Below are 22,770 nucleotides of genomic sequence, written 5' to 3'. Positions count from 1 at the left end.
GCCGGTGAACCTGTGCGTGCCAGTGGACGTGAACATACGGTCGGAGTCCGGCATGCCTGCGGGCCTGAGAGTGCGCGTGGACCTGAGGGTGCGTGTGGAGCTGAGCATGTGAATGGACCTGAGCATGCGCGTGGACCTGAGCGTGCGGGTCGGGTGGCGGGTCATGCCCGGGCGGACCGCCCGGGCCGCGGGTCATCCGTTCCGGACCGCATCGACCACCCCCGCGATGGTGGGCTCGTCGAAGAACACGTCCAGAGGCACCTCGACACCGAGTCGCTTGCGCATCCTCGCGATGATCTGGGTGATGGTCAGCGAGTGCCCTCCTAGATCGAAGAGGTCGTCGTCGGTGGCGATGGGGGAGATCCCCAGGACCTCCTCCCAGATCCGGCGCACCTGCTCGACGAGATCTTCTCCCCGTTCTGCGACATCCGCCACCCCGTCCGCCTGAGTTTGAGGCTCTCTCGTGTCGTGAATGGCAGGCTCCCCCGATCGGCCAGGATCCCCGTCCTGGATACGGCGCGCGGCAGGGGTTCTGAGCAGCCGCGAAATGGCAGGTCGGCGAGATCGTTTGACGGCGTGTCGCAATATCAGGTGCGCAAGCCGCAATAATCCCGGTGAAAGACTGACATGGTTATATACATCCTTGCAATATCCCGATAATAATCTCCCATCGCTTGCGAACGGGGAGGGCGACATGTCAATGACCGTTGAACGAGGTGGGCGCCTCAACTGGGCCCAGCGTGAATGGTTCGAAGACCTCGGCGCCGACTCCGACAGCGAATGGTCGTTCGAGGCCAACTTCAGCGCCGTCCTGCCCGGTCACGACCTCACTCAGGCAGACGTCACGGCCGGCATCGCCGACCTGCTCGTCCGGCACGAAGGCCTGCGCTCGCTCATCGTGCGAGCGAGCCGGCAGGACGTCTGCCCGGTCGGCGAGGGCCTGGCCGAGGTGATCCGCGTGGTCCCCGACGACCCCGCCGGCGAGGCATTCCAGGCGGCCACGCGCACGTCGTTCCGGCTGCACGAACAGTGGCCGGTCCTGTTCGTCCTGCTCACCACCGGCGGTCGCGTCCGGCGCATCGGCGTGGTGGTCGACCACTCCGCCGTCGACGGGTGGGGCATGCGCGTGCTCTGCCGCGACCTGGAACGGGCGATCAAGGCCAGGGCGAAGGGGCGGGAGCCGTTCGGCGGTCCGCTGGAGAGCGTCGAGCAACCCCTCGACACGGCCCTGTGGGAGGAGGGGCCCGGCGGGACGCGCTACCAGGAGCGGGCCCGCACTCACTGGCGGCGGCAACTGGTCACGCTCAGGGACTCGCTCGGGGACTGGTCGCCGAAGGCCGTGAAGCGCGACGACTTCCCGGTGCTGCACACGTGCAGGCTGGCCTCGCGCCGTGCTGCCGAGGCCGCGGAGACCATCGCCGCGACGGCCGGGACGTCGGTCTCGACCGGCTACCTCCTCGCGTTCGGGGCCGCGGTGTGCGAGGCGGAGGAGGCTCCCGCGGCCGGGGTCTTCGCCCTGTCCGCCAACCGGCTCTCCGCGGGCCTCCAGGGGTCGGTGCGCAAGGCCGTCATGCCCGTCCCGGTCGTCGTGCCAGGCCCTCGTGCGGGCGCCTACCGCGAGAGGCTCGCCGTATGCGCCGCCCGGCAACTTCAGGGCCACCGCTTCGCCAATTTCGATCCCGGTGTGGCCGGGCCCCTCGAGGACGACGTGCTCGGGAGTCTGCGGGGCACCGGCGCGAGTTCCGCGCGGTTCAACTACATCGACAACGCGCTGGTCGGCAGCGCGGCCAACAGCAGGTCGTGGGGGAGGGACAGCTTCCCTTTCGGGGATCCGGCCCATCAGGGGGTCGTGCGTTTCTCCCCGCCCCGTCCCGGCGGCTCGCGGTACATCCTCACGGTCCAGCACCGGGTCTCCGGAGCGTTGCTCACCCTCGCGTGGCACGAGGACACCGGCTGGGGGGACGTCGCCGCGGCGATGCTCTGGCACATCGAGAACGTGATGGTCTGGGCGGCGTCCAGCCAGGATGGTCCGCCGCCGGAATTCGGCCGGACGAATTAGTCCCTTCAAGGCGTGCGCATAATTCCGCCGAAATAGTGAATCAGGCGAAATTTCGGGCCGAGTGAGCGCACGTGTCGCGCGCGGCCATCGCGCAGGGGCTTCGTTCCGCGTGTGGCCTGGCGGGTCGCGAAGTCGTTTCGGCCGAGGTCGTCTCCCCCCTTGTGAGCTGTGTTGACATCGGTCCTGCCTAACCGTTGACGACTCCGTAGCACGTATGTAACATTTGGCCAGTCCGGTGCAAGATCCCATCAAAGCCCTGTTAGTTTCTCTGCAATTTTTCGCAACTTGCGGCAGGAAAGCACTGCGTCCGTGCATCCGCCCCGGCCCATCCACGGAGAGGCCTTCGGTGATGTCGGCATTGGCAGTGCCCGCACGCTCGCCGCCAGCTCACAGCGGCCGGAGGGCGTTCGGCGCCCCCTGGAGTCACGCTGACCGGCTCGGCCATGTGCGTCGCGCGTGGAGATCGCGGTCTCCACGCCACTCCCTGTCGTTCCAGACGAGAGATAGAGAAACGCAATGAAAAGCAAGAAATTAGGGTTACGGCTGATAGGGGCGATGCTGGCGACCAGCCTGCTCGTCCTCGCCGGACCGGTACTTCCGGCCTCGGCCGCGGGCCCCAACCTGGCGGCGGGAAAGACTGTGACGGCGAGCAGCTTCGCCGACGTCTACGGCGCGGGCAACGCCAACGACGGCAACCAGAACACCTACTGGGAGAGCGCCAACAACGCCTTCCCGCAGTGGATCCAGGTGGACCTCGGGTCCGCCGTCAGCGTCAACCAGGTCGTCCTGAAGGTTCCCGCGCCGAGCGCGTGGGCCACCCGTACCGAGACCCTGTCGGTCCTGACCGGGACCTCGTCCCCCCCGGCCACCACGACCGTCGGCTCCGCGGGCTACACCTTCAACCCCGCCACCGGCAACACCGTGACGATCAACTTCACCGCGACGACCGCGCGGTACATCCGGCTGAACATCACCGGCAACACCGGCTGGCCCGCCGGCCAGATCTCCGAGTTCGAGGTCTACGGCCCGGTCACGGGTGGTGACGTCACGCCGCCGAGCGCGCCGTCGAACCTGTCCTACACCGAGCCCGCCTCCGGCCAGATCAAGCTGACCTGGGGCGCGTCCACCGACGACGTGGGCGTGACCGGCTACGACGTCTACGCCAACAACGCGCTCCGCGGGAGCGTCGCGGGCAACGTCCTGACCTACACCGACACCCAGCCGACCACGGCCACGGTGTCCTACTACGTCAAGGCCAAGGACGCCTCCGGCAAGCAGTCGGGGAACAGCAACACCGTCACGCGCAACGGCTCCGGTGGCACCGGCGGCGGCACCAACCTGGCCGTCGGCAAGTCGGTCACCGCGTCGGGCTCGGTCTTCACGTTCGTGCCGGGCAACGCCGTCGACGACAACGTGGCCACCTACTGGGAAGGCGCGAGCGGCGCCTACCCCAGCACGCTGACCGTGCCGCTCGGCGCCAACGCCGACATCAACCGGGTCGTGATCAAGCTCAACCCCGACAACGCGTGGGGCCAGCGCACGCAGACGATCGAGATCCTGGGCCGCGAGCAGAGCGCGACCGGCTTCACCAGCCTGTCCGGCGCGACGCCGTACGTCTTCAACCCCGGCTCCGGCAACTCGGTGACGATCCCGGTCAGCGCCAGGGTCGCCGACGTCCAGCTCAAGATCACCTCCAACGCCGGCGCCCCCGCCGGTCAGGCCGCCGAGTTCCAGGTCTTCGGCACTCCGGCCCCGAACCCGGACCTCACGGTCACGGGCCTGTCGTCGTCGCCCGCCAACCCGGTCGAGACCGACGCCGTCACCCTGTCGGCGACCGTCAAGAACCAGGGATCCGCGAACTCCGGCGCGACGAACGTCAACTTCTACTTCGGCACCACGAAGGTCGGCACCGCTTCCGTCGGCGCACTCGCCGCAGGAGCGTCCACCACGGTCACCGCGAACATCGGTCCCCGTGACGCCGGCACCTACGCCCTGAGCGCCAAGGTCGACGAGGCCAACAGCGTCATCGAGCAGAACGAGACCAACAACTCCTTCGCCAGTTCGACCTCGGTGGTCGTCAGGCCGGTCGACAGCTCCGACCTGGTCCCGACGGCGAGCTGGACCCCCAGCAACCCGGCGAGTGGCAACGTCGTCACCTTCTCCGTCGCCCTCAAGAACCAGGGCACCGTGGCCTCGGCGGGTGGCGCCCACGCGATCACCCTCACCGTCACCAACGACTCCGGCACCGTCGTCAGGACGCTGACCGGCTCCTACAGCGGTGCGATCGCCGCCGGCGCGACCACGAGCCCCGTCAACCTCGGGACGTGGACGGCCGCCAACGGCAAGTACACCGTCAAGACCGTGCTGGCCAACGACACCAACGAACTGCCGGTCAAGCAGGGCAACAACACCCTCTCCCAGCCGTTCTTCGTCGGCCGCGGCGCGAACATGCCGTACGACACCTACGAGGCGGAGAGCGGCGTCGTCGGCGGCGGCGCGCAGGTCGTCGGCCCGAGCAGGGACATCGGCACCCTCGCGGGTGAGGCGTCCGGCCGCAGGGCCGTCACGCTGAACAGCACCGGCAGCTACGTCGAGTTCACCACCAAGGCGAGCACCAACACCCTCGTCACCCGCTTCTCCATCCCGGACTCCGCGGGCGGCGGCGGCATCAACTCGACGCTGAACATCTACGTCAACGGCACCTTCCTCAAGCCCATCAACCTGACGTCCAAGTACGCCTGGCTGTACGGCAACGAGACCGGGCCGCAGAACTCGCCGGCAGCGGGGCCGCGTCACATCTACGACGAGGCCAACGTCCTGCTCGGGACCACCGTCCCGGCCGGCAGCACGATCAGGCTGCAGAAGGACGCCGCCAACACCACCAACTACGCGATCGACTTCATCGACCTCGAGCAGGTCTCGCCGATCGCCAACCCCGACGCCGCCCACTACGCGGTGCCGACCGGTTTCTCCCACCAGGACGTGCAGAACGCGCTCGACAGGGCGCGCCAGGACGCCAACCTCGTCGGCGTGTACCTGCCTACCGGCGACTACCAGACGACGGGCAAGTTCAACGTGTACGGCAAGGCCCTCAAGATCGTCGGAGCGGGCCCCTGGTACACGCGGTTCTACGCGCCCACGACGCAGGACAACACCGACGTCGGCTTCGACGCGCAGTCGTCGGCGAACGGCTCGTCGTTCTCCGGCTTCGCCTACTTCGGCAACTACGTCACCCGCATCGACGGCCCCGGCAAGGTGTTCAACTGGTCCAACGTCGCGAACATGACGATCGACAACGTCTGGGTCGAGCACACGGTCTGCATGTACTGGGGCGCGAACACCGACAACGTCACGATCAAGAACTCCCGCATCCGTGACACGTTCGCGGACGGCGTCAACATGACCAACGGGAGCACCGGCAACCTCGTGAGCAACAACGAGGCTCGCACGACCGGCGATGACAGCTTCGCGCTGTTCTCGGCCATCGACGCGGGAGGCGCCGACGAGATAAACAACGTCTACGAGAACCTGACGGCGATCCTGCCCTGGCGTGCGGCCGGTGTCGCGGTCTACGGCGGATACGCCAACACGTTCAAGAACATCTACATCGCCGACACCCTGACCTACTCGGGCATCACGATCAGCTCGCTCGACTTCGGGTACCCGATGAACGGGTTCGGCGCCAGCCCGCCCACGACGTTCGACAACATCTCGATCGTCCGCGCGGGTGGCCACTTCTGGGGCGCGCAGACCTTCCCCGGAATCTGGATCTTCTCGGCCTCCAAGGTGTTCCAGGGCATCCGCGTGAGCAACGTGGACATCGTGGACCCGACCTACAGCGGCATCATGTTCCAGACGAACTACGTCGGGAACCAGCCGCAGAACCCCGTCACCGACACGATCCTCACGAACGTCTCGATCACGGGTGCGCAGAAGAGCGGAGACGCCTTCGACGCCAAGTCCGGATTCGGCATCTGGGTCAACGAGATGCCGGAGGCGGGCCAGGGACCGGCGGTCGGCTCCGCGACGTTCAACCACCTGACGATGAGCAACAACGCTCAGAACATCAAGAACACGACCTCCACCTTCACCATCGTCCAGAACCCGTAGACCTCTGGAGGCCATACGGAGACAGGTGCCGCCGGGAGTCCACCTCCCGGCGGCACCGCCGTTTCCGAGGCACGTCGAAACCAGGTGCGCGGCACGCGAGGCGTGCGGCACACTGCGAGCTGATGGACGAACAAAGACTGAAGAAGGTCTCGAAATATCTCTCCAAACACCTACGGCACCAGCCGGACCGGATCGGCATCACGCTCGATCCCCACGGCTGGGTGGACGTCGACGACCTGCTGCGGGCGGTCGCCGCGCACGGGTTCCCGGTCTCGGAGACCGAGCTCGCCGAGGTGGTCGCGGACAACGACAAGCAGCGGTTCTCGATCGTTGACGGCCGGATCCGCGCGAACCAGGGGCACTCGGTGGCCGTCGACCTGGACCTGCCGCCGATCGAGCCGCCCGCGTATCTCTTCCACGGCACGGTGGCCGCCGTCCTGCCGTCGATCACGGCCGACGGGTTGCGCCCGATGAACCGGCACCACGTGCACCTGTCGCCCGACCGGGAGACCGCCACCCGCGTGGGCGCCCGCCGGGGCAGGCCCGTCGTCCTGTCGGTCGACTCGGGCTCGATGCACGCCGCTGGGCATGTCTTCTACCGCAGCGACAACGGGGTGTGGCTGGTGGACCATGTCCCGCCGGCGTTCATCCGCCTCCCCACCTGACCGGGCGTTGTGTGAGGTGGAGAGTTATCCACCGGTCCGGGTTCGTCCACGAACCAGGAGCGTCCGCCTCGGTATCCTCTGGTCGAGGGAGGGGAGCTGGTCATGACGGCACAACCTCACGAGCCACACCACAGGCGCACGCCCGCCGAGATCCGTGCGTCGCTTCGAGAAGATCGCAGTCCTCGTGCCATCCGTGCAGCCCTCCCCGTGGAAGCTCTGGACGCCTTCGACCGTGAGTATCGCGAAGCCCTCCGGAGCGCGGCAGACGAACTGGATTTGACTCCGCTCCACGAGTGCGTGGAGTCCTGGTGGCGGCAGGCGGTGCTCAAGGCGGATCCTCTCGCCTACGCGGTCATGACGGAGCAGGCACAGGAGATCCAGCGCCGGGCGGAAGCCGGTGAGCCCATCGGTGGCGTCACCTGGGACGACGTGTTCGAGGCTCGTCTGCGCCGCAGGATCGAGGCGGGAGAGTAGGTGTACACCGTCGACCTCGATCCTGTTGCCCAGCAGCAGGCCGAGGCCCTTCCGGCGACGGCGATCAACGTGTTCCTCGAGCTGCGCGCCGTTCTGGAGGTGGATCCTTGGAGCGGCCGGCCACTCAATCCGGATAATCCGAAGTCCAACATTCTCACCCGCACGTTCGGCGGATTCGGATTGGGCGTGCATCTCATCTTGGACGAGCAGCCCCTGGTGTACATCGTCCGAATCGAGTGACTCGGCTGATCGTCAGGTCGAGGCTTCGAGCGCGTCTCTGGCCTCCATGAGGGCGAAACCGAGCAGGTTCAGGCCCCGCCAGGTGGCGGGAGAGGCCGCCAGTTCGTTGGCCGCGCCGAGCCCGATGCCCCAGATCCGGTCGCGCGGGCTGGCCTCGACCAGGACTCTGGCGCGTGTGCGGAGCAGGAACGCGCCAAGCTCGGGATGCTGCCCGAACTTGGCGACGTTGCCCCGCGTCACGATCGCGAACCGGTGCGCGACCCACGTCGCGTCGTCGAACCCGCGCACCTTACGGCCCAGCTTCTGAGCCTCGGCGGGATGGTCCGCCGCGAGGATCGCGGTCGCCGTCTCCTCGTCGCCGAACAGCCACGCCTTGTGCGCCATCATGTAGTGCTCGGCCGACCGGAAGACGTGGCCGTCCTCGGTGAAGTCCACGGGCCACCACTGGCTGAGGCACCCGGCTCCGGCGCTTCCGTCCGGAGCGGGCTGGTGACCCCAGAAGAACATGTAACGCAATCTCTCGCCGGCCTGCTCGGCGGCGATCGCCTCATCGACGGAACGGGGGAGTCTCACGCTCTCTGACACCGTCGTCACAGTGCCAGTTCCCGTCTCGGGAGGCCAGCTGATTGTCAGCCCGCGACGGGGCTGACGGTCAGTGAGTGGATGGTCTTGCCGGCGCAGTGCGAGGTCTTCCAGGGGAGGAACACCGCGGCCTTCTGGTTCGGCGGATAGATCCGCAGGCCCTGGGCGGGGGAGAGCGCGCACTGCTTCGGGTCGTATCCGCCGACGCCGTTGCTGTCGTGCAGCTTGGAGATCGCCGCGGCGCCGGGCTTGAGCATCACGGTGGTCGCGGAGCCTCCGCTGCGCTCGGCGGCGTTGCCCGACTGGACGCCGTCCTCCGCGACGTACGAGACGCCGGGATAGCCGCTGAGGCTGCAGGTGGTCTTGGACGCGTTGGTGAAGATCAGCACCATGTTCAGCTGACCTGCCCCCACGTCCGGCGCCTTCTGGGTGATCTTCAGCTGGCTCGTGGCGCAGGCGGGAACCGCCGGCGGCTTCGCCGGGGGGCTCGGCTTCTGGGCCGGGTCGACGGATGGCGGGGAGGGTGCCTCGGGTGTGGCGGGCGTCTCAGGCGCGGCGGGCGCGTCGTCTGTGGAACCCGCGTCCGCGGGCTGAGCCGACCCCGGGAGCGTCTGCGGGCTCTGCGCGCCGGAGGCGTGGGTGACGCTCGTGCATCCGGCCAGCACGGCGATGGAGGCGGCCGCGGTCAGCGTGTACAACACGGCTCGCGGCACAGCCACGCTCGGGAGCATCGACCTCACGCGCCGCTCGGTGCCGGGTTCCCGATGGTCAGCCACGTCTTCCTCGTTTCCTGGGTCATGTGCGAACGGTCTTCACCCGGTGAGATGGGGACCCGGGCGCCAAAAGTTCTCGCGGATCGCCGCGTCATCCTTTGACCTCGAGGCCGCGGATGATCTGGTCGGTCGCGTCCGCGCCGTCGTGCTGGCGGATCTGCACGTACACCCAGGGAGCGCCCTTGCCCGCTCTGGTCAGGTAGATCTCTTCGAGGCTGCCGGACGCGCAGTCGGTCCAGCGCCGCACCTGGCCTCTCCACCCGCCATCCGCGTACGGCCGGTCGCCGTCGTACCGGCAGCCGTCGTGGGTGATCGTCGTCATCCGGCCGGCCAGGGCGGCCTGCTCGGTGAGCCCCACGAGAACGCCGCTGACCTGGGCCTTCAGGTCCTGCCAGTTTTTCAGATCGTCAGCCACGGTGAGGCCGGGCTCCTGGGCCCCGGTCAGTCCCAGGCTCTTCGGGTTCCAGCCCGCGGTGACCACCTGACGTCCCCATGCCGCGGGCACCTTCAGCTTGATGCGCCCGGTGGCGTCGCTCACTTCCACCAGACCCGCGGGGGGGCTGGAGGACGTGAGGTAGGTGATGACGCCCGCCCCGGCGAGCACCAGCACGGCGGCGGCGAGCGCGGCGGCCAGCGGAGCCCGCCGGCCCCGGCGTCGTGGCGGCGCGGCCGGTCGTCCGGCCCGCAGCGCACGCGGTTCGCCGGTCTGCAGCGCGCTCGGCTCGTCGGCCGGTCGCGCGCTCGGCTCGTGGGTCTGTCCCGTGCCTGACCCGTCGGCCGGCTCGTCACTCTGCCCGTTGTATCGCCGGGCCGCCTCCTGACCGATCTCCGTGACGACCTGCTCCGCGTGCTGATCACCGCCCAGTCGCGTGACGCCTGCTTCACCGTGGAGATCGAGGAATCGCGTGCGGCCCTGCTCATCACCCTGTCCATGGGCGGGCGCGTCGGCAGGGTCGTGGGCGGGCACATCGGCCGGCTCGCCGACGGGTGCGCCGAGTGGCTGCCCAGCCGGCGCGCCGACCAGCCCGCTGAGCTGGGCCTCAAGCTCGGCCGCCAGGCTCGCCGCGGTCGGCCACCGCCGCTCCCTGTCGGGTTCCATGGCGCGCTGGATGGTCTGCTGGACGCCTTCCGGCAGGTCAGGGCGTAGGTCACCGGCGGGGACGACCTTCCCGGGGGATCCGGGGACGCTTCCCGTGACCAGGTGGTAGACGAGCGCTCCCAGGCCGTACACGTCGGCCCGCGCGTCGATACCCGCGCTCGGTTCAGCCTGTTCGGGGGCCATGTAGCCGGCCGATCCCGCGGCCATGGTGAGACCGGAGGCCTGCGCGAGGCTCTTGGCCAGCCCGAGATCGGCCACCAGCACCCGCTCGCGGCCACCCGCCACGCTCCTGATCAGCACGTTGGACGGCTTGATGTCCCGGTGCACGATCCCCGCCTCATGGAGGGCGGCCACTCCGTGAGCGGTCTCCGCCGCCAGCCGCAGCGCCTCCACCAGGGGCATCGGGCCGTCGGCCAGCCGGTCTTCCAGCGTGCCGCGGTCAGCGTGTTCCATCACGAAATACGGCCGCTCGTCCGGAAGCTGGCCGATGTCGAAGACCTGCACAACGCCGCTGGACGCGGCCCGGCGCAGCAGCCGGGCCTCGGAGAGGAACCGCTCCCGGATGTCCATGCGGTAGGCCCAGTTCTCCGCCATGACCTTGACCGCGACGGGCGCGTCCAGCAGATCGTCGTGGGCCAGCCACACGGTGGCGAACGCGCCGGAGCCCAGACGTCGTTCCAGCCGGTAGCGGCCTATCTGCGGGGGAGGGGGCATGCCGTATATCATGCCCGGGTTCTCCGCTCGCCCGACGCGCCGCCCATCGAACCACCCCATAGCCACCCCCCGGCGAACCGGCGGCAGGAGCGCCGGACGAGTCGGCTGAAGCCTGGGACGAAGCAGACGAAGCAAGACAAAGCAAGCCGAAGTAACAGGAAGTCACAGAAGGAGTCGCCCCCGTGCCGCCCGCATCGGAGACGGACGCCCTCGCCGCGCAGGCGGCAGCGGGCGACGCCGCCTCGCTTGATCTTCTGCTCCGGCGCATCCAGCCCGATGTCGTACGGCGCTGCGGCCGCTTCCTGCCGTACCGGGAGGACGCGGAGGAGGCCGCGCAGGACGTGCTGCTGCTGGTGGCGAGGAAGATCCACACCTTCGAGGGGCGTAGCAAGTTCAACACCTGGCTGTACACCGTGATCGCGAACTGCTCACGCCAGAAGTACCGGGAGCTCAAGAGGCGGGCCGGGGAGGAGCACATCACCTCCGAGGAGAATCTCCGTCCCGACCCGCGCACCACCAGCGTGATCGCCGGCTCGCGCCTCGACCTGCTTGAGGCCCTGGAGAGGCTCGAGCGCGAGAGCCCCCATCTGGTGGCCCCGCTGGTCTACCGCGACATCGGCGAGATGGAGTACTCCGAGATCGTCGAGCGGCTCGAGATCCCGCTGGGCACCCTGAAGTCCCGGTTGCACCATGCGCGCAAGCAGGTGCAGGAGTGGCTGGCCGAAGGGGCCTGACCCGCTCTCGCGGTCCGGCCGCTGTCTTGGATATGAATGAACATGCCGGCCGTACGTGATGGCCGTCGAGGAGGTCGTGAACATGGAGCAGAGCGGTCCACGCCCGGTAAGGGCGCCGCGGGGCACGTCGCTGAACACTCAGGGATGGCAGCAGGAGGCCGCCCTGCGGATGTTGATGAACAACCTCGACCCGGAGGTCGCCGAGCATCCCGACAAGCTCGTGGTCTACGGAGGGACCGGCAGGGCGGCCCGTGACTGGCGGTCGTTCGACGCGATCGTCCGCACCCTCGCCACGCTGCGGGCCGACGAGACGCTGCTTGTGCAGTCCGGCCGTCCGGTGGGGGTGATGACCACCCATGAGTGGGCGCCCCGCGTGCTCCTCGCGAACTCCAACCTGGTCGGCGACTGGGCGACCTGGCCCGAGTTCAGGCGGCTGGAGCAGCTCGGCCTGACCATGTACGGCCAGATGACCGCGGGATCGTGGATCTACATCGGCACGCAGGGCATCCTGCAGGGCACCTACGAGACGTTCGCGGCCGTCGCCGCCAAGAGGTTCGGCGGATCGCTGGCCGGCACGATCACGCTCACCGCCGGGCTCGGGGGCATGGGCGGCGCCCAGCCGCTCGCGGTCACGATGAACGGCGGCGTGGCGATCTGCGTCGACTGTGATCCGCGCTCGATCGACCGGCGCATCGAGCACGGCTACCTCGACGTCCGGGCCGCGAACCTCGACGAGGCACTGCGCCTCGCCTATGAGGCACGCGACCTGCGCCGCCCGTTGTCGATCGGGGTCGAGGCCAACGCCGCGGTGGCCGTACCGGAGCTGCTTGCCCGCAGCGCGGAGATCGACGTCGTGACCGACCAGACGTCCGCGCACGACCCGCTGAGCTACCTGCCGGTCGGCATGGCGTTCGAGGACATGGCGGACGAGGCGGCCAAGGACCCCGAGGGCTTCACGGAAAGGGCCCGCGCGTCGATGGCCAGGCACGTGGCGGCCATGGTGGGCTTCCAGGACGCGGGTGCGGAGGTCTTCGACTACGGCAACTCCATCCGCGGCGAGGCGGAGCTCGCCGGCTACGGCCGGGCCTTCGACTTCCCCGGTTTCGTGCCCGCCTACATCCGGCCGCTGTTCTGCGAGGGCAAGGGCCCGTTCCGCTGGGCGGCCCTGTCGGGCGAGGCCGAGGACATCGCGAAGACCGACAAGGCGATCCTGGAGCTCTTCCCCGACAACGAGCCGCTGGCCCGCTGGATCAGGATGGCGGGCGAGCGGGTCAAGTTCCAGGGGCTGCCCGCCCGGATCTGCTGGCTGGGGTACGGCGAGCGGGACAGAGCCGGTGAGCGGTTCAACGACATGGTCGCCTCGGGCGAGCTCCAGGCCCCGATCGTGATCGGCCGCGATCATCTCGACGCCGGCAGCGTGGCCTCGCCGTACCGGGAGACCGAGGCCATGCTCGACGGCTCCGACGCGATCGCCGACTGGCCGCTGCTCAACGCGATGGTCAACGTCGCGTCCGGCGCGTCATGGGTGTCCATCCACCACGGCGGAGGCGTCGGGATCGGCCGATCGATCCACGCGGGCCAGGTCACGGTCGCCGACGGCACGGCTCTGGCCGGAGAGAAGATCCGGCGGGTCCTGACCAACGACCCGGGGATGGGCGTCATCCGGCACGTCGACGCCGGTTACGACCGTGCGGCCGAGGTCGCGCAGGAGCGCGGCGTGCGGATCCCGATGAGCGAGGGCGAGTGATCGATCCGGAGGAGGCCTCGGCGCAGGCCGAGGACGGCTTCCGCCGCATGTGGGCGGAGCTGCTCCCGGTGGGGCGGCACGGCGGGAGCGGCGGCTACCGCCGCCACGCGTGGACGGCCGCCGACGCCGAGTGCCGCGCCTGGTTCGAGGAGCAGGCGCGCGCCAGAGGGCTCGCCTACGAGGTCGACGGCAACGGCAACCAGTGGGCCTGGTCGGGGGACCCGGCCGCCGGCGGCGCCGTCGTCACCGGCTCCCACCTCGACTCGGTGCCGGACGGCGGGGCGTTCGACGGGCCCCTCGGGGTGGTGTCGGCCTTCGCGGCGCTCGATCTGCTGCGGGAGCACGACGCGACCGGATCGCGTCCGCTGGGGATCGTCAACTTCGGCGACGAGGAGGGCGCCAGGTTCGGTGTGGCCTGCGTCGGGTCGCGGCTCATGACCGGGGTGCTCGATCCCGGCCGGGCCCGGGCCCTCACGGACGACGGCGGCGTGAGCCTGGCGACCGCCATGGAGAGGGCCGGCCGGGACCCTTCTGCGCTCGGGCGTGATGAGGAACGGCTGTCGAGGATCGCCGCCTTCGTGGAGCTCCATGTCGAGCAGGGCCGGAATCTGGGCGAGGCCCCGATCGGGGTGGCCTCCGCGATCTGGCCGCACGGCCGCTGGCGGTTCGACTTCCACGGCCAGGCGAACCACGCGGGCACGACGCGCATGGAGGACCGCCGCGACCCGATGCCGGTGTTCGCCGCCGCCGTCCTGGACGCCCAGGAGCGGGCGCGTCGTGCCGGCGCGCTCGCCACCTTCGGGAAGGTCGCGGTGGAGCCCAACGGCACCAACGCCATCGCGTCGCGGGTCACCGCGTGGCTGGACTCCCGGGCCGCCGACCCCGGCGTCCTCGACGCGCTCGTGGCGGAGATCACCCGCGCCTCGGGGGCGGAGGTGACCCGCGAGTCGTACACGCCGGTGGTGGACTTCGACGGCCCGCTCAGGGACCGTCTGGCGGGATTGCTCGGCGGGGCTCCCGTCCTGCCCACGGGCGCGGGTCACGACGCGGGCATCCTCGCCTCCGCCGTTCCGACGGCCATGTTGTTCGTGCGCAACCCAACGGGCGTCTCACACTCCCCGGAGGAGCAGGCCGAGCGGGCCGACTGCCTGGCCGGGGTCGCCGCCCTGGCCCGCGTCCTGGAGGACCTGCTGACGGACCCCGTCAGTGAGAGTCTCGCGCGGTGATGAGGCCCGACTCGTAGGCGAACACGACGAGCTGCGCCCGGTCGCGTGCCCCGAGCTTGGTCATGGCCCTGCTGACGTGGGTCTTGGCGGTGTACGGGCTGATCACCATGCGCCCGGCGATGTCGTCGTTGGTGAGCCCGCGCGCGACCAGTGCGACGACCTCACGCTCACGGTTGGTGAGGACCTCCAGGGCCGACGGCCTGATGGTGTCCGGCGGGCGGGAGACGTACTCGCTGATGAGCCTGCGGGTGACGGCGGGGGACAGGAGCGCCTCGCCGAGGGAGGCGACCCGGACGGCCCTCAGCAATTCCGCCGGCTCGGTGTCCTTGAGCAGGAACCCGCTCGCGCCGGCGCGCAGGGCCTGGAAGACGTAGTCGTCCAGGCCGTAGTTGGTGAGGATCACCACGCGCACGCCTTCCAGACGGGGGTCGGCGGCGATCCGGCGGGTGGTCTCGATGCCGTCCATCCCGGGCATCTGGACGTCGACCAGGGCGACGTCCGGCAGGTGCTGTTCCGCCAGCGCCACGCCCTGGTGGCCGTCGCGGGCCTCGCCGACCACCTCGATGTCGTCCTCGGCGTCGAGCAGCGCGCGGAACCCGGCGCGGATGAGCGCCTGGTCGTCGACGAGGAGCACACGGATCGCGCGGTTCACGCCGTTCCCTCGCCGACCGGCGCCTGAGGCCGCGTGCCGTTCAGTCGTGTGCCATTCCGCCGAGGGCCGTCCAGTCGCGTGCCGTTCTGCTGTATGTCGTTCTGCTGTATTGAGTCGGGCTGAGCGCCGGTCTGTTGTGGAAGGGGCAGGGGAATCTCCGCGCGGACGCTGAAACCACCTTCGGCGCGCGGCTCCGCCCGGAGCCTCCCGCCGAGCGCGTCGACCCGTTCGCGCATGCCGGTCAGCCCGAAGCCGGGCGCCGGGGCGGTCCCCGGCTTCGCCTGCCCGTCGTCGTCGACCTGTACGACCAGGTCGTCCGGGGTGTAGCGGACCCGGATGCAGGCCGTCGCGGGGCCCGCGTGCCGGGTGATGTTGGTGAGGGATTCCTGGACGATGCGGTAGACCGCGCGGTCGACGTCAGGGGGCAGCGGCCGAGGGGCCCCGCTGATCTCGAGGTCGGTGGGCACGCCGGTCGACCGGGCGCGCTCGGCCAGTTCGGCGAGCCGGTTCACCCCGCCCCCCGCCGTCTCGTCGCCGGGGACGCGCAACACCTCGAGCGTCGCCCGCAGCTCGCGCATCGCCTCGCCGCTGGCCTCCTGAATGGCCACCAGAGCGTCGGGCACCTCCTCGCCGCGTTTGCGCGCGAGGTGAACGGCCACGCCCGACTGGACCTTGATGATGGAGATGCTGTGCGTCAGCGAGTCGTGCAGCTCGCGGGCGATCCGTAGACGTTCCTCTCCGGCGCGGCGCAGGGCGGTCTCCTCGCGCGTCCGCTCGGCCTCAATCGCCCGCTGCTCCACCTGCTGCAGATACGCCTGGCGGTGCCGGGTGACCACTCCCGCCACGTTGGCGGCCACGAACCAGCCGAGGAGCAGGCCCGTGCGGTCGGCGATGTCGCGGAGGACCGGCGGCGCCGTCCCCGGCGCCGTGGTGGACGACAGGGCGATCGCCAGACTGCCGCCCAGGAAGATCGCACTGGTGACGATGGCCGGCACGCGGTGGCCGGCCTGCACGGCGAAGAAGACGGTGATCAGCACGGGGAAGGCCGCGGACGTCGTCGCGCCCCACTGCAGGAGGTAGGCCAGCATGCCGACGGAGGTGACGGCCAGTGCCGCGACAGGGGCGCGGCGGCAGACGGCGAGACCCAGGGCCCCCACGACGGTGGCGGCGTACCCGAGCAGGTCCGAAGTCCCGACCACCTGCGAGGGAATGATCGCGCCACCGATCGCCAGCAGAGCCCCGACCGCGACGGCGAGCGCGAGGTCCGGTGCATGGGCACGTAAGCCGCGATCACCGTTCATGAACGCACCATAATCCCCCTCCGGGACTCCGGTCCTCCTCCCACGGGACCGACCCGGCGCTACTTCCCGTGGAGTACGTCCCCCCGCCGAGGAAGGTGAGGGAGTGACGGCGACGGCCTCCCCTCGTCCGACGACTTGCGGCCGTCCGGCGAGCAGCATCGATGAGGACGCCGGCGAGCCGAGGGCGAGAGACCAGGGCCACGGCGCCGCCGGCGAACCGTCGCCGCACGTATGCGCCGTTCGCACCGATCGCACCGTCCCGCAGCCACTGGAGACCCGCCATGCCCATGCCGTTCCGATACATCACCCCGATCACGACGGGAGCGGCGACCGGTCAGGTCGCCGGCGTCTACCGCCAGTTGGCCGAGGACTTCGGCCTCGCCCGCATGCCGCTGTTCATGACCCTGTCGCCCGCGCCGGATCTGCTTGCCGCCACGTGGGCCATGCTGCGTGAGTCCCTGGTCGCCGGCGACGCCTCCAGGATGGACAAGGAGGTCGTGGCCGTCGCCGTGTCGCTGGCCAACCGATGTCCCTTCTGCGTCGACGCGCACACGATGCTGCTCCACGCGACCGGCGCCCACGAGCTCGCGGAGACGGTCGCGCGCGGTGGCACGCCCGCCGACCCCCGGCACGCGCGGTTGCTCGCCTGGGCCATGGCCACCCGCACGTCCCGCGAGGCCGACGCGGCCGACGCGGCCGATTCCGCTGAGCCGCCCTTCCCCGCCGGCCTCGCGGCCGAGTACATCGGGACCGCGCTGGCCTTCCACTTCATCAACCGCATGGTGTCGGCGCTTCTGACCGACGACCTGCTGCCCGGCGGCGTCCAGCGGTGGCGGCTCGTGCGCCGGGCCGGCGGGCGTGCGGTGGCCGGCGCGACGCGGCGGCGGCAGACGCCGGGCCGGAGCCTGCCGCTGCTCGGGGGCCATCCGGACGGCTCGGGCCCCTTGACCGGCTCGGGCTCGCCGGACGGATCGAGATCCTCGCTCGACAGGGCGCCCGCATGGACGGCGGGCTCGCCGAGCGGCTCCGCGATAGCCACCGCGTTCGCCGCCCTGCGCGCCGCTGCCGGGAGTGGCGGGGAGTTGCTCGGTCCCGAGGCCCGCCGCGTCGTCGAGGCCCAGGTCCGGGAGTGGGACGGCGCGCATCCGCCTCTGGCGGGCGGATGGCCGTCCGATCAGACGGCCTCTCTGCCGGGGGCCGATCGTCCCGCCGCCCGGCTCGCCCTGCTCGCCGCGGTCGCGCCGTACCGGATCGCCGACGCGGACGTGGCCGCGTGGCGATCCGCCACGCGGACCGTCACCCCGGACGGCGACGCCGACCTCGTGCGCCTGCTGGCGTACGGCGCCATCACGGCCGTGAACCACATCGAGGCGGGCCTGAACCGGACGGCCCATGCGTGATCACGAAGTGTGAATGGCCGGGTCAGCGCCATGATCACCGAATGTGTGCATGATCACGCCCGATGTTCGCGCAGGCCAGGGGTGATGCCGTCGAACCTGTGCATGATCACGGCAGGGGGACGGTGAGATTGCCGGACCAGATGGTCACGGCACGGCCGGCGAGCTCGACGCGGTCCCCGCGCAGGGTGGTGCGCACGATTCCGCCCCGCTCGGAGAGTTGCGCGCCGACGAGGGTGTCGCGGCCGAACCTCTCCGACCAGTACGGCGAGAGCACGCAGTGGGCGGATCCGGTGACCGGGTCCTCGGGGACGCCCGCCCGGGGGCCGAAGAAACGGGAGACGAAGTCGGCCTCCCCGTCGTCCCCGGGAGCGGTCACCATGACGCCCCGGGTCTCGACGGTGCTCAGCAGGTCGAGATCCGGCGTCAGCGACCGTACGACATCGGCGTTCTCGACCTCCACCAGGAAGTCGAATTGACTGCGCCCCACCCAGAGGGGTTTCACCCCGAGGGACTCCACCAGGCCCTCGGGAGCCTGCGCCTCCGTGGGCCGGGAGGCCGGGAAGTCCATCGTGATGAGACCGTCTCCTGCCTGGTCGCCGGCCTGGTCTGTGGTCAGGACGCCGCTCAGGGTGGAGAACTCCAGCCGTCCCGAGGCTCCGAGGGAGTACAGGACGTGGGCCGTGGCGAGCGTGGCGTGCCCGCAGAGGGCGACCTCGACCGTGGGCGTGAACCAGCGCAGAGAGCGCGGCCCGCCGTCCTGGTCGAGGACGAAGGCCGTCTCGGAGTGGCGCATCTCGGCGGCGACGGCCTGCATCCACTCGTCCGGCGCGGGGGTGTCGAGGAGACATACCCCGGCGGGATTGCCGCGGAAGGGCCGGTCGCTGAACGAATCAACGGTATAGAGGCGCATATTTGCGGATTCTACGAGCTGGCGTGTCAGACGCGCCTCACGTCAGGGCGCCTGTCCGACTGCGGCCAGTGCCTCGCGGGCGACCTGCAATTCTTCACGGGTCTCGACCACCACGACGGGTACCCGTGCGCCCGGTGCGCTGACGAACCCGTCGGCGTCGAGGTTCCCGCGGACCGGCGACTCGAGGCCGAGCAATGCGAGCCTGCGGCACACGGCGTCGCGCACCTCGGGCTGGTCCCAGCCGATCTCGCCGGTGAAGACCAGCGCGTCGAGCCGGTCGAGGCTGGTCGCGGCCGCCGCGATCTCCCTGCCGACCCGGTGGGCGAACACCTCCAGGGCCAGCGCGGCGGCGGGTTCCGGAGAGGCGACCAGTTCGCGGGTGTCGCCGGAAAGTCCGTCCGACAGCCCGAGCAGCCCGGAACCGTGCTCGAGGCCGTCCCTGAGCTCATCGAGGGACAGGCGCGAGTCCGCGAGAAGCCAGAGCAGCATGCCCGGATCGACGCTGCCCGACCGCGTGCTCATCGGCACGCCCTCCAGCGGCGTGAAGCCCATGGAGGTGTCCACGCTGCGTCCTTCCCGCACCGCGCACACCGACGACCCGCCGCCGAGATGGGCGGCGACCATCTGCAACTCGCCGACAGGGCGGCCGAGCAACTCGGCCGCCCGGCCGGTGGCACGGGCGTAGGACAGCCCATGGAAGCCGAACCTGCGCAGGCCGTACCGCCGGCGCCACTCGGAAGGGAGGGGATAGGTCGCGGCCGCCGCCGGTAGCCCCGCGTGGAAGGCCGTGTCCGGGCACAACACATGCGGCACCGAGGGGAGCACGCGCCGGGCCGCCTCCACGAGCGCCAACGCGGGCGGCACGTGCAACGGCGCCAGGTCGGCGAACCTGCGTACCGCCTTCAGCACGCCGTCGTCGACGACCGCCGGAGCGAGCACGGCGTCGCCGCCGTGCACGAGCCGGTGCCCGACGAGCCCCACGGTCATCCGGCCGCCGTCCTGCTCGCCCGAACCGCCGAGGAAGTCCGCGATCGTGCGCTCTGCCTTCGCGGGGTCGGGACTGTGCTCGCTGTGCGCGACGCGGAGCACCCGACCGTCTCGGATCAGATGGAGTCGCAGGCTCAAGGAGCCGGCGTTGACCGTGAGGACGACCACCGGAGTCATAGGTGCCGTCTCCCCGGGGGAGCACCCGGCAAACCGGCTCAGCTCCGGGCGGTCACGACCGGATCGCGCACAGCAGACGGTCGTTGCCGCGCTGCCACAGCGTGCCGATCTCGCCGAAGCCCGCCTCCCGCAGCGCCCCCACATGGGTGGAAAGGTGTGCGGACTCCGATCCGTCATGGTTCGCGGCGGAGGTCCGGCTGCCGCGGGCGGCGTTGGCGTCCGCCAGCGCGGGATCGGCGGCGATCGCGTCCCACCACTGCCGCCAGTCCTCGGGGCGTCCCTCGGCGAAGCGCCGTCGCTCCTCCATTTGGTGGACCGCGACCTCGAGCCGGCCGATGCCGGGAGTCGTGTCGTCGACGCCGAGATGGTCGCCGTTGAGGAACAGGCCGCCCGGCCGCAGGACGCCGGCGAGTTCCCGGTAAACGGTGCGCAGGTGATGTTCGGGCAGCCAGTGCAGCGCCGTCGTGCTCACGGCGACGTCCGCGGGGCGATCGAGCCCCAGGCCCGCGGTCCATCCCGGTGTCCGCAGGTCGAGGTCGGCGAAGCGCAGCCCGGTGGTGCCGCCGTAACGCGCCCGGCCGAGCGACAGCAGCAGCGGGTCGGTGTCGACGGCGACGACGGTGGCCTGGGGAAGGCGGTGAAGCAACCGGGCCGACAGGGAGCCAGGGCCGCATCCGAGGTCGATCACCAGCGGGTCGGGCCGGCCGATCCCCGCCTCGACGGCGTCGATCAGCGCGGTGAACCTCTCCTCGCGGTCGGGGAGGTAGCCCTCCTGCTGGCGGTCCCAGCGGTCGATCCAGTCCCGTGCCACGTCGAAGGTCAGCATGCCGTTCTCCTTGTAACTGTCTTATATGCTTTTGGCAGTCACAACATAGAGCGAGAGTCGGTAACTGGTCAAGTGAACTTCAACAGTCACACCGATGGCGTCGTGGCGGTCGCCGTCGGGCTGGTCAACGCGCTGACCGCCGGCGAGGCCCGCGGCAGGCCCCACCTCGCGCCGGGCGGCGAGGAGCAGGCGGCCGCCGCCACGCAGGCCCTGCGGATCGGCGGGCGGCATTACGCCGAGGTGACCGCCGAGGAGGCGGCCGAACTGACCGACGTCGCGGCGGCGCTGCGCGTGGTCTTCGAGTCCGTGGCGCGCGGCGACGCGGACGAGGCCGCGCGGCAGGTCAACACGCTGCTGAAGGAGACGGACGCCCGCCCGCATCTCGACCGGCACGACGGTGAGCCCTGGCACCTGCACTTCCACGGGACCGGCGGCACCCGCGCCGGCGACTGGGCGGCGAGTTGCGCGACGGCGCTCGCCGTCGTGCTGGGCGGCGACCTGTTCGACAGGCTCGGGGTCTGTACGGCGCCGCACTGCGACCGGGTCTACGTCGACGTCTCGCGCAACGGGACGCGCAGGTTCTGCTCGACCGCGTGCCAGAACCGTGTCAAGACCGCCGCCTTCCGCGCCCGCAACACGTGAGCGGGGAGGCCGGGCCTGCGGGGTCCGCGCGGCCTCAGGCCGTGGCGTTCCTCGGCGCCACGATCAGGCCATAGATGACGAGCACGCACATAGCGATGGAGACGATGGACCACACGGGATAGGCCGAGAGGAAGGCCAGGTGCACGATGGCGATGAGGAACGCGAGGGCGATGCCGGCCATCCTCGCCCACGGCCGGCCGACGGCGATGCCCAGGCCCACGGCGATCTGCACGAGGCCGAGGAGCAGCATGATCCATCCCCATGCGGCGAAGTTGAAGACCAGGATCTTCTCAGTCGTCACCAGGAAGTACTCGGGCCGGATCAGCGCGGTCAGGCCTTCGATCACGTTGTAGACGCCCACCAGCAAGGTCAGGACGGAGGCGAAGTCCAGCCAGCCGGACCGCGCGGTCTTCCTCTCCGACGCCCAGGTGCCGAGCATGTGCACTCCCTCCGCCCGGTGATCGTGCCCCCGAATTGGCGAGATCCCTTAATGCGGTGATATTCCGCATTGATTACTGAAAGTAACGGATCAATGACAAAATAGGGGCAAAACTGCACGGGTGAAACGGCCAGGCGAAGGTGCACTCGCTCGTACGGCCGCCGCCGGGGCCGGCCGTACATCGCGGGTGCACGCAGAGCTGCTCACACAGCGCTGATCACGCAGAGCTGATCACGGGGTGGGCTGCGGGCCGTCGCCGTTCTGGTTGTCGAAGGCGACGTCGGCGACGATGCACGTGATGTTGTCGGGCCCGCCCCCCTCGTTGGCGAGCTCGATCAGGCGGCGGACGGCCTCGGCGGGCTCGTCGATCGCGGTCAGCACCTGGTGAAGCGTCTCCGGCTCCAGCACGGCGGTCAGCCCGTCCGAGCAGAGCAGATAACGGTCTCCCGGATGCGCGTCGCGCAGGGACAGGTCGGGGTCGGCCAGGCCGCTCGTCTCCAGCGCACGCAACAGCAGTGACCGGTTCGGATGCTTGGCCGCCTGGTCGGGGCTCATGTGCCCGTCGTCGACCAGCGACTGCACGAGGGTGTGATCGCGGGTGATCTGGTAGAGACCGCCGTCCCGCAACATGTACGCCCGGGAGTCGCCGACGTGCGCCACCGCGAACCGGCTCTCGCCGTCCCACAACATCGCGGTGATCGTGGTTCCCATCCGCTCCAGCGTGGGATCGTGCTCGGCCAGTTCGCTGAGCCTGCGGGCCGCTTCGCGCACGCCGCTCTCCAGCGTGGTGATGAGGTCCTCGGGCGGAGCGCCGCCGTCGACGGCGGACAGCGCCTCGATGGCCGCCGCGCTGGCGACGTCCCCGTGGCCGTGCCCGCCCATGCCGTCGGCGATGGCGAGCAGGTGCTCGCTCGCGTACACCGAGTCCTCGTTCTTCGTCCGGGACCGCCCGATGTCCGATCCCGCGGCATACCGAATGCGGTTGTGCGTCATGGTTTCGAGTAAATCATTGG

Annotated in this window: 21 protein-coding genes; 10 read left to right on the top strand and 11 right to left on the bottom strand. The window is 70.2% G+C overall.

Annotation, left to right across the window (positions count from 1 at the left end; translation table 11 throughout):
* Nucleotides 1-192: 192 nt before the first annotated feature.
* A complete protein-coding gene (locus Psi02_RS40055; protein WP_239094818.1) occupies nt 193-435 on the bottom strand; it encodes a phosphopantetheine-binding protein in 243 nt (80 codons plus the stop codon).
* 259 nt (nt 436-694) lie between these two features.
* Here Psi02_RS40055 and Psi02_RS12100 point away from each other — a divergent pair, with 259 nt between their 5' ends.
* The 5 genes from Psi02_RS12100 to Psi02_RS12080 all read left to right on the top strand — a co-directional run bounded on the left by Psi02_RS12100 (nt 695) and on the right by Psi02_RS12080 (nt 7,548).
* On the top strand, nt 695-2,059 hold the full coding sequence (locus Psi02_RS12100; RefSeq protein ID WP_203973539.1) for a condensation domain-containing protein: 1,365 nt from the start codon (nt 695-697) through the stop codon (nt 2,057-2,059).
* A gap of 555 nt (nt 2,060-2,614) precedes the next feature.
* A complete protein-coding gene (locus Psi02_RS12095) occupies nt 2,615-6,169 on the top strand; it encodes a CARDB domain-containing protein (RefSeq protein ID WP_239094817.1) in 3,555 nt (1,184 codons plus the stop codon).
* A 122-nt stretch (nt 6,170-6,291) separates the two neighbouring features.
* On the top strand, nt 6,292-6,834 hold the full coding sequence (locus Psi02_RS12090) for an RNA 2'-phosphotransferase (protein ID WP_203973537.1): 543 nt from the start codon (nt 6,292-6,294) through the stop codon (nt 6,832-6,834).
* Between the two features lie 102 nt (nt 6,835-6,936).
* Complete coding sequence (locus tag Psi02_RS12085; RefSeq protein ID WP_275415187.1) at nt 6,937-7,308, top strand: DUF6247 family protein; 372 nt, start codon at nt 6,937-6,939, stop codon at nt 7,306-7,308.
* A complete protein-coding gene (locus tag Psi02_RS12080) occupies nt 7,309-7,548 on the top strand; it encodes a hypothetical protein (protein WP_203973535.1) in 240 nt (79 codons plus the stop codon).
* Nucleotides 7,549-7,560: 12 nt separating this feature from the next.
* On the opposite strand, the gene ybiA is transcribed toward Psi02_RS12080, so the two are convergent.
* From ybiA to Psi02_RS12065, 3 genes are all read right to left on the bottom strand, one after another.
* A complete protein-coding gene (ybiA, locus tag Psi02_RS12075; protein ID WP_203973583.1) occupies nt 7,561-8,055 on the bottom strand; it encodes a riboflavin biosynthesis intermediates N-glycosidase in 495 nt (164 codons plus the stop codon).
* A 122-nt stretch (nt 8,056-8,177) separates the two neighbouring features.
* Nucleotides 8,178-8,849: a DUF4232 domain-containing protein gene (locus Psi02_RS12070; protein ID WP_203973534.1), complete on the bottom strand. Its 672-nt coding sequence runs from the start codon at nt 8,847-8,849 to the stop codon at nt 8,178-8,180.
* A gap of 145 nt (nt 8,850-8,994) precedes the next feature.
* Complete coding sequence (locus Psi02_RS12065; protein WP_203973533.1) at nt 8,995-10,716, bottom strand: serine/threonine-protein kinase; 1,722 nt, start codon at nt 10,714-10,716, stop codon at nt 8,995-8,997.
* Between the two features lie 182 nt (nt 10,717-10,898).
* Between Psi02_RS12065 and Psi02_RS12060 the strand changes: the two genes are divergently transcribed.
* From Psi02_RS12060 to Psi02_RS12050, 3 genes are all read left to right on the top strand, one after another.
* Nucleotides 10,899-11,450 (top strand): RNA polymerase sigma factor, encoded by a 552-nt coding sequence (locus tag Psi02_RS12060; protein ID WP_203973532.1) that lies wholly within the window; start codon nt 10,899-10,901, stop codon nt 11,448-11,450.
* Between the two features lie 82 nt (nt 11,451-11,532).
* A complete protein-coding gene (gene hutU / locus Psi02_RS12055) occupies nt 11,533-13,197 on the top strand; it encodes a urocanate hydratase (protein WP_203973531.1) in 1,665 nt (554 codons plus the stop codon).
* Nucleotides 13,198-13,244: 47 nt separating this feature from the next.
* On the top strand, nt 13,245-14,423 hold the full coding sequence (locus Psi02_RS12050; protein WP_203973582.1) for an allantoate amidohydrolase: 1,179 nt from the start codon (nt 13,245-13,247) through the stop codon (nt 14,421-14,423).
* Here the strand turns inward: Psi02_RS12050 and Psi02_RS12045 are convergent.
* Complete coding sequence (locus Psi02_RS12045) at nt 14,401-15,075, bottom strand: response regulator (protein ID WP_239094816.1); 675 nt, start codon at nt 15,073-15,075, stop codon at nt 14,401-14,403. The two genes, Psi02_RS12050 and Psi02_RS12045, sit on opposite strands and share 23 nt — an antisense overlap.
* On the bottom strand, nt 15,072-16,376 hold the full coding sequence (locus Psi02_RS12040; protein ID WP_203973530.1) for a sensor histidine kinase: 1,305 nt from the start codon (nt 16,374-16,376) through the stop codon (nt 15,072-15,074). Before Psi02_RS12040 ends, Psi02_RS12045 begins: the two co-directional genes overlap by 4 nt.
* A 281-nt stretch (nt 16,377-16,657) precedes the next feature.
* Here Psi02_RS12040 and Psi02_RS12035 point away from each other — a divergent pair, with 281 nt between their 5' ends.
* On the top strand, nt 16,658-17,776 hold the full coding sequence (locus tag Psi02_RS12035; protein ID WP_203973529.1) for a carboxymuconolactone decarboxylase family protein: 1,119 nt from the start codon (nt 16,658-16,660) through the stop codon (nt 17,774-17,776).
* A 106-nt stretch (nt 17,777-17,882) separates the two neighbouring features.
* Here Psi02_RS12035 and Psi02_RS12030 read toward each other — a convergent pair whose 3' ends face one another.
* Genes Psi02_RS12030 through Psi02_RS12020 form a run of 3 tightly spaced genes read right to left on the bottom strand, consistent with a single transcriptional unit; the run spans nt 17,883 to nt 20,676 of the window.
* The gene (locus Psi02_RS12030; RefSeq protein WP_203973528.1) at nt 17,883-18,686 is read right to left on the bottom strand and encodes a PhzF family phenazine biosynthesis protein; all 804 of its coding nucleotides are present in this window, start codon (nt 18,684-18,686) and stop codon (nt 17,883-17,885) included.
* A gap of 42 nt (nt 18,687-18,728) precedes the next feature.
* On the bottom strand, nt 18,729-19,850 hold the full coding sequence (locus Psi02_RS12025; protein WP_203973527.1) for an acetate/propionate family kinase: 1,122 nt from the start codon (nt 19,848-19,850) through the stop codon (nt 18,729-18,731).
* A 52-nt stretch (nt 19,851-19,902) separates the two neighbouring features.
* On the bottom strand, nt 19,903-20,676 hold the full coding sequence (locus Psi02_RS12020; protein WP_203973526.1) for a class I SAM-dependent methyltransferase: 774 nt from the start codon (nt 20,674-20,676) through the stop codon (nt 19,903-19,905).
* Nucleotides 20,677-20,748: 72 nt separating this feature from the next.
* Here Psi02_RS12020 and Psi02_RS12015 point away from each other — a divergent pair, with 72 nt between their 5' ends.
* On the top strand, nt 20,749-21,318 hold the full coding sequence (locus Psi02_RS12015; RefSeq protein WP_203973525.1) for a CGNR zinc finger domain-containing protein: 570 nt from the start codon (nt 20,749-20,751) through the stop codon (nt 21,316-21,318).
* 34 nt (nt 21,319-21,352) lie between these two features.
* Here the strand turns inward: Psi02_RS12015 and Psi02_RS12010 are convergent, their stop codons facing one another.
* Together Psi02_RS12010 and Psi02_RS12005 are read right to left on the bottom strand one after the other, a co-directional pair.
* A complete protein-coding gene (locus Psi02_RS12010; protein ID WP_203973524.1) occupies nt 21,353-21,757 on the bottom strand; it encodes a DUF7144 family membrane protein in 405 nt (134 codons plus the stop codon).
* Between the two features lie 231 nt (nt 21,758-21,988).
* The gene (locus Psi02_RS12005; protein ID WP_203973523.1) at nt 21,989-22,750 is read right to left on the bottom strand and encodes a PP2C family protein-serine/threonine phosphatase; all 762 of its coding nucleotides are present in this window, start codon (nt 22,748-22,750) and stop codon (nt 21,989-21,991) included.
* Between the last annotated feature and the right edge of the window lie 20 nt (nt 22,751-22,770).

Source organism: Planotetraspora silvatica, assembly GCF_016863315.1.
Classification (GTDB): domain Bacteria; phylum Actinomycetota; class Actinomycetes; order Streptosporangiales; family Streptosporangiaceae; genus Planotetraspora; species Planotetraspora silvatica.
This window is presented reverse-complemented; position numbering and strand designations above follow the sequence as displayed.

Coding starts and splice junctions, on each gene's coding strand:
- Psi02_RS12100 (WP_203973539.1), top strand. CDS start 695: ATGTCAATGACCGTTGAACGAGGTGGGCGCCTCAACTGGGCCCAGCGT.
- Psi02_RS12095 (WP_239094817.1), top strand. CDS start 2,615: ATGCTGGCGACCAGCCTGCTCGTCCTCGCCGGACCGGTACTTCCGGCC.
- Psi02_RS12090 (WP_203973537.1), top strand. CDS start 6,292: ATGGACGAACAAAGACTGAAGAAGGTCTCGAAATATCTCTCCAAACAC.
- Psi02_RS12085 (WP_275415187.1), top strand. CDS start 6,937: ATGACGGCACAACCTCACGAGCCACACCACAGGCGCACGCCCGCCGAG.
- ybiA (WP_203973583.1), bottom strand. CDS start 8,055: ATGTTCTTCTGGGGTCACCAGCCCGCTCCGGACGGAAGCGCCGGAGCC.
- Psi02_RS12065 (WP_203973533.1), bottom strand. CDS start 10,716: ATGCCCCCTCCCCCGCAGATAGGCCGCTACCGGCTGGAACGACGTCTG.
- hutU (WP_203973531.1), top strand. CDS start 11,533: ATGGAGCAGAGCGGTCCACGCCCGGTAAGGGCGCCGCGGGGCACGTCG.
- Psi02_RS12050 (WP_203973582.1), top strand. CDS start 13,245: ATGTGGGCGGAGCTGCTCCCGGTGGGGCGGCACGGCGGGAGCGGCGGC.
- Psi02_RS12040 (WP_203973530.1), bottom strand. CDS start 16,376: ATGAACGGTGATCGCGGCTTACGTGCCCATGCACCGGACCTCGCGCTC.
- Psi02_RS12035 (WP_203973529.1), top strand. CDS start 16,658: ATGCCCATGCCGTTCCGATACATCACCCCGATCACGACGGGAGCGGCG.
- Psi02_RS12030 (WP_203973528.1), bottom strand. CDS start 18,686: ATGCGCCTCTATACCGTTGATTCGTTCAGCGACCGGCCCTTCCGCGGC.
- Psi02_RS12025 (WP_203973527.1), bottom strand. CDS start 19,850: ATGACTCCGGTGGTCGTCCTCACGGTCAACGCCGGCTCCTTGAGCCTG.
- Psi02_RS12020 (WP_203973526.1), bottom strand. CDS start 20,676: ATGCTGACCTTCGACGTGGCACGGGACTGGATCGACCGCTGGGACCGC.
- Psi02_RS12010 (WP_203973524.1), bottom strand. CDS start 21,757: ATGCTCGGCACCTGGGCGTCGGAGAGGAAGACCGCGCGGTCCGGCTGG.
- Psi02_RS12005 (WP_203973523.1), bottom strand. CDS start 22,750: ATGACGCACAACCGCATTCGGTATGCCGCGGGATCGGACATCGGGCGG.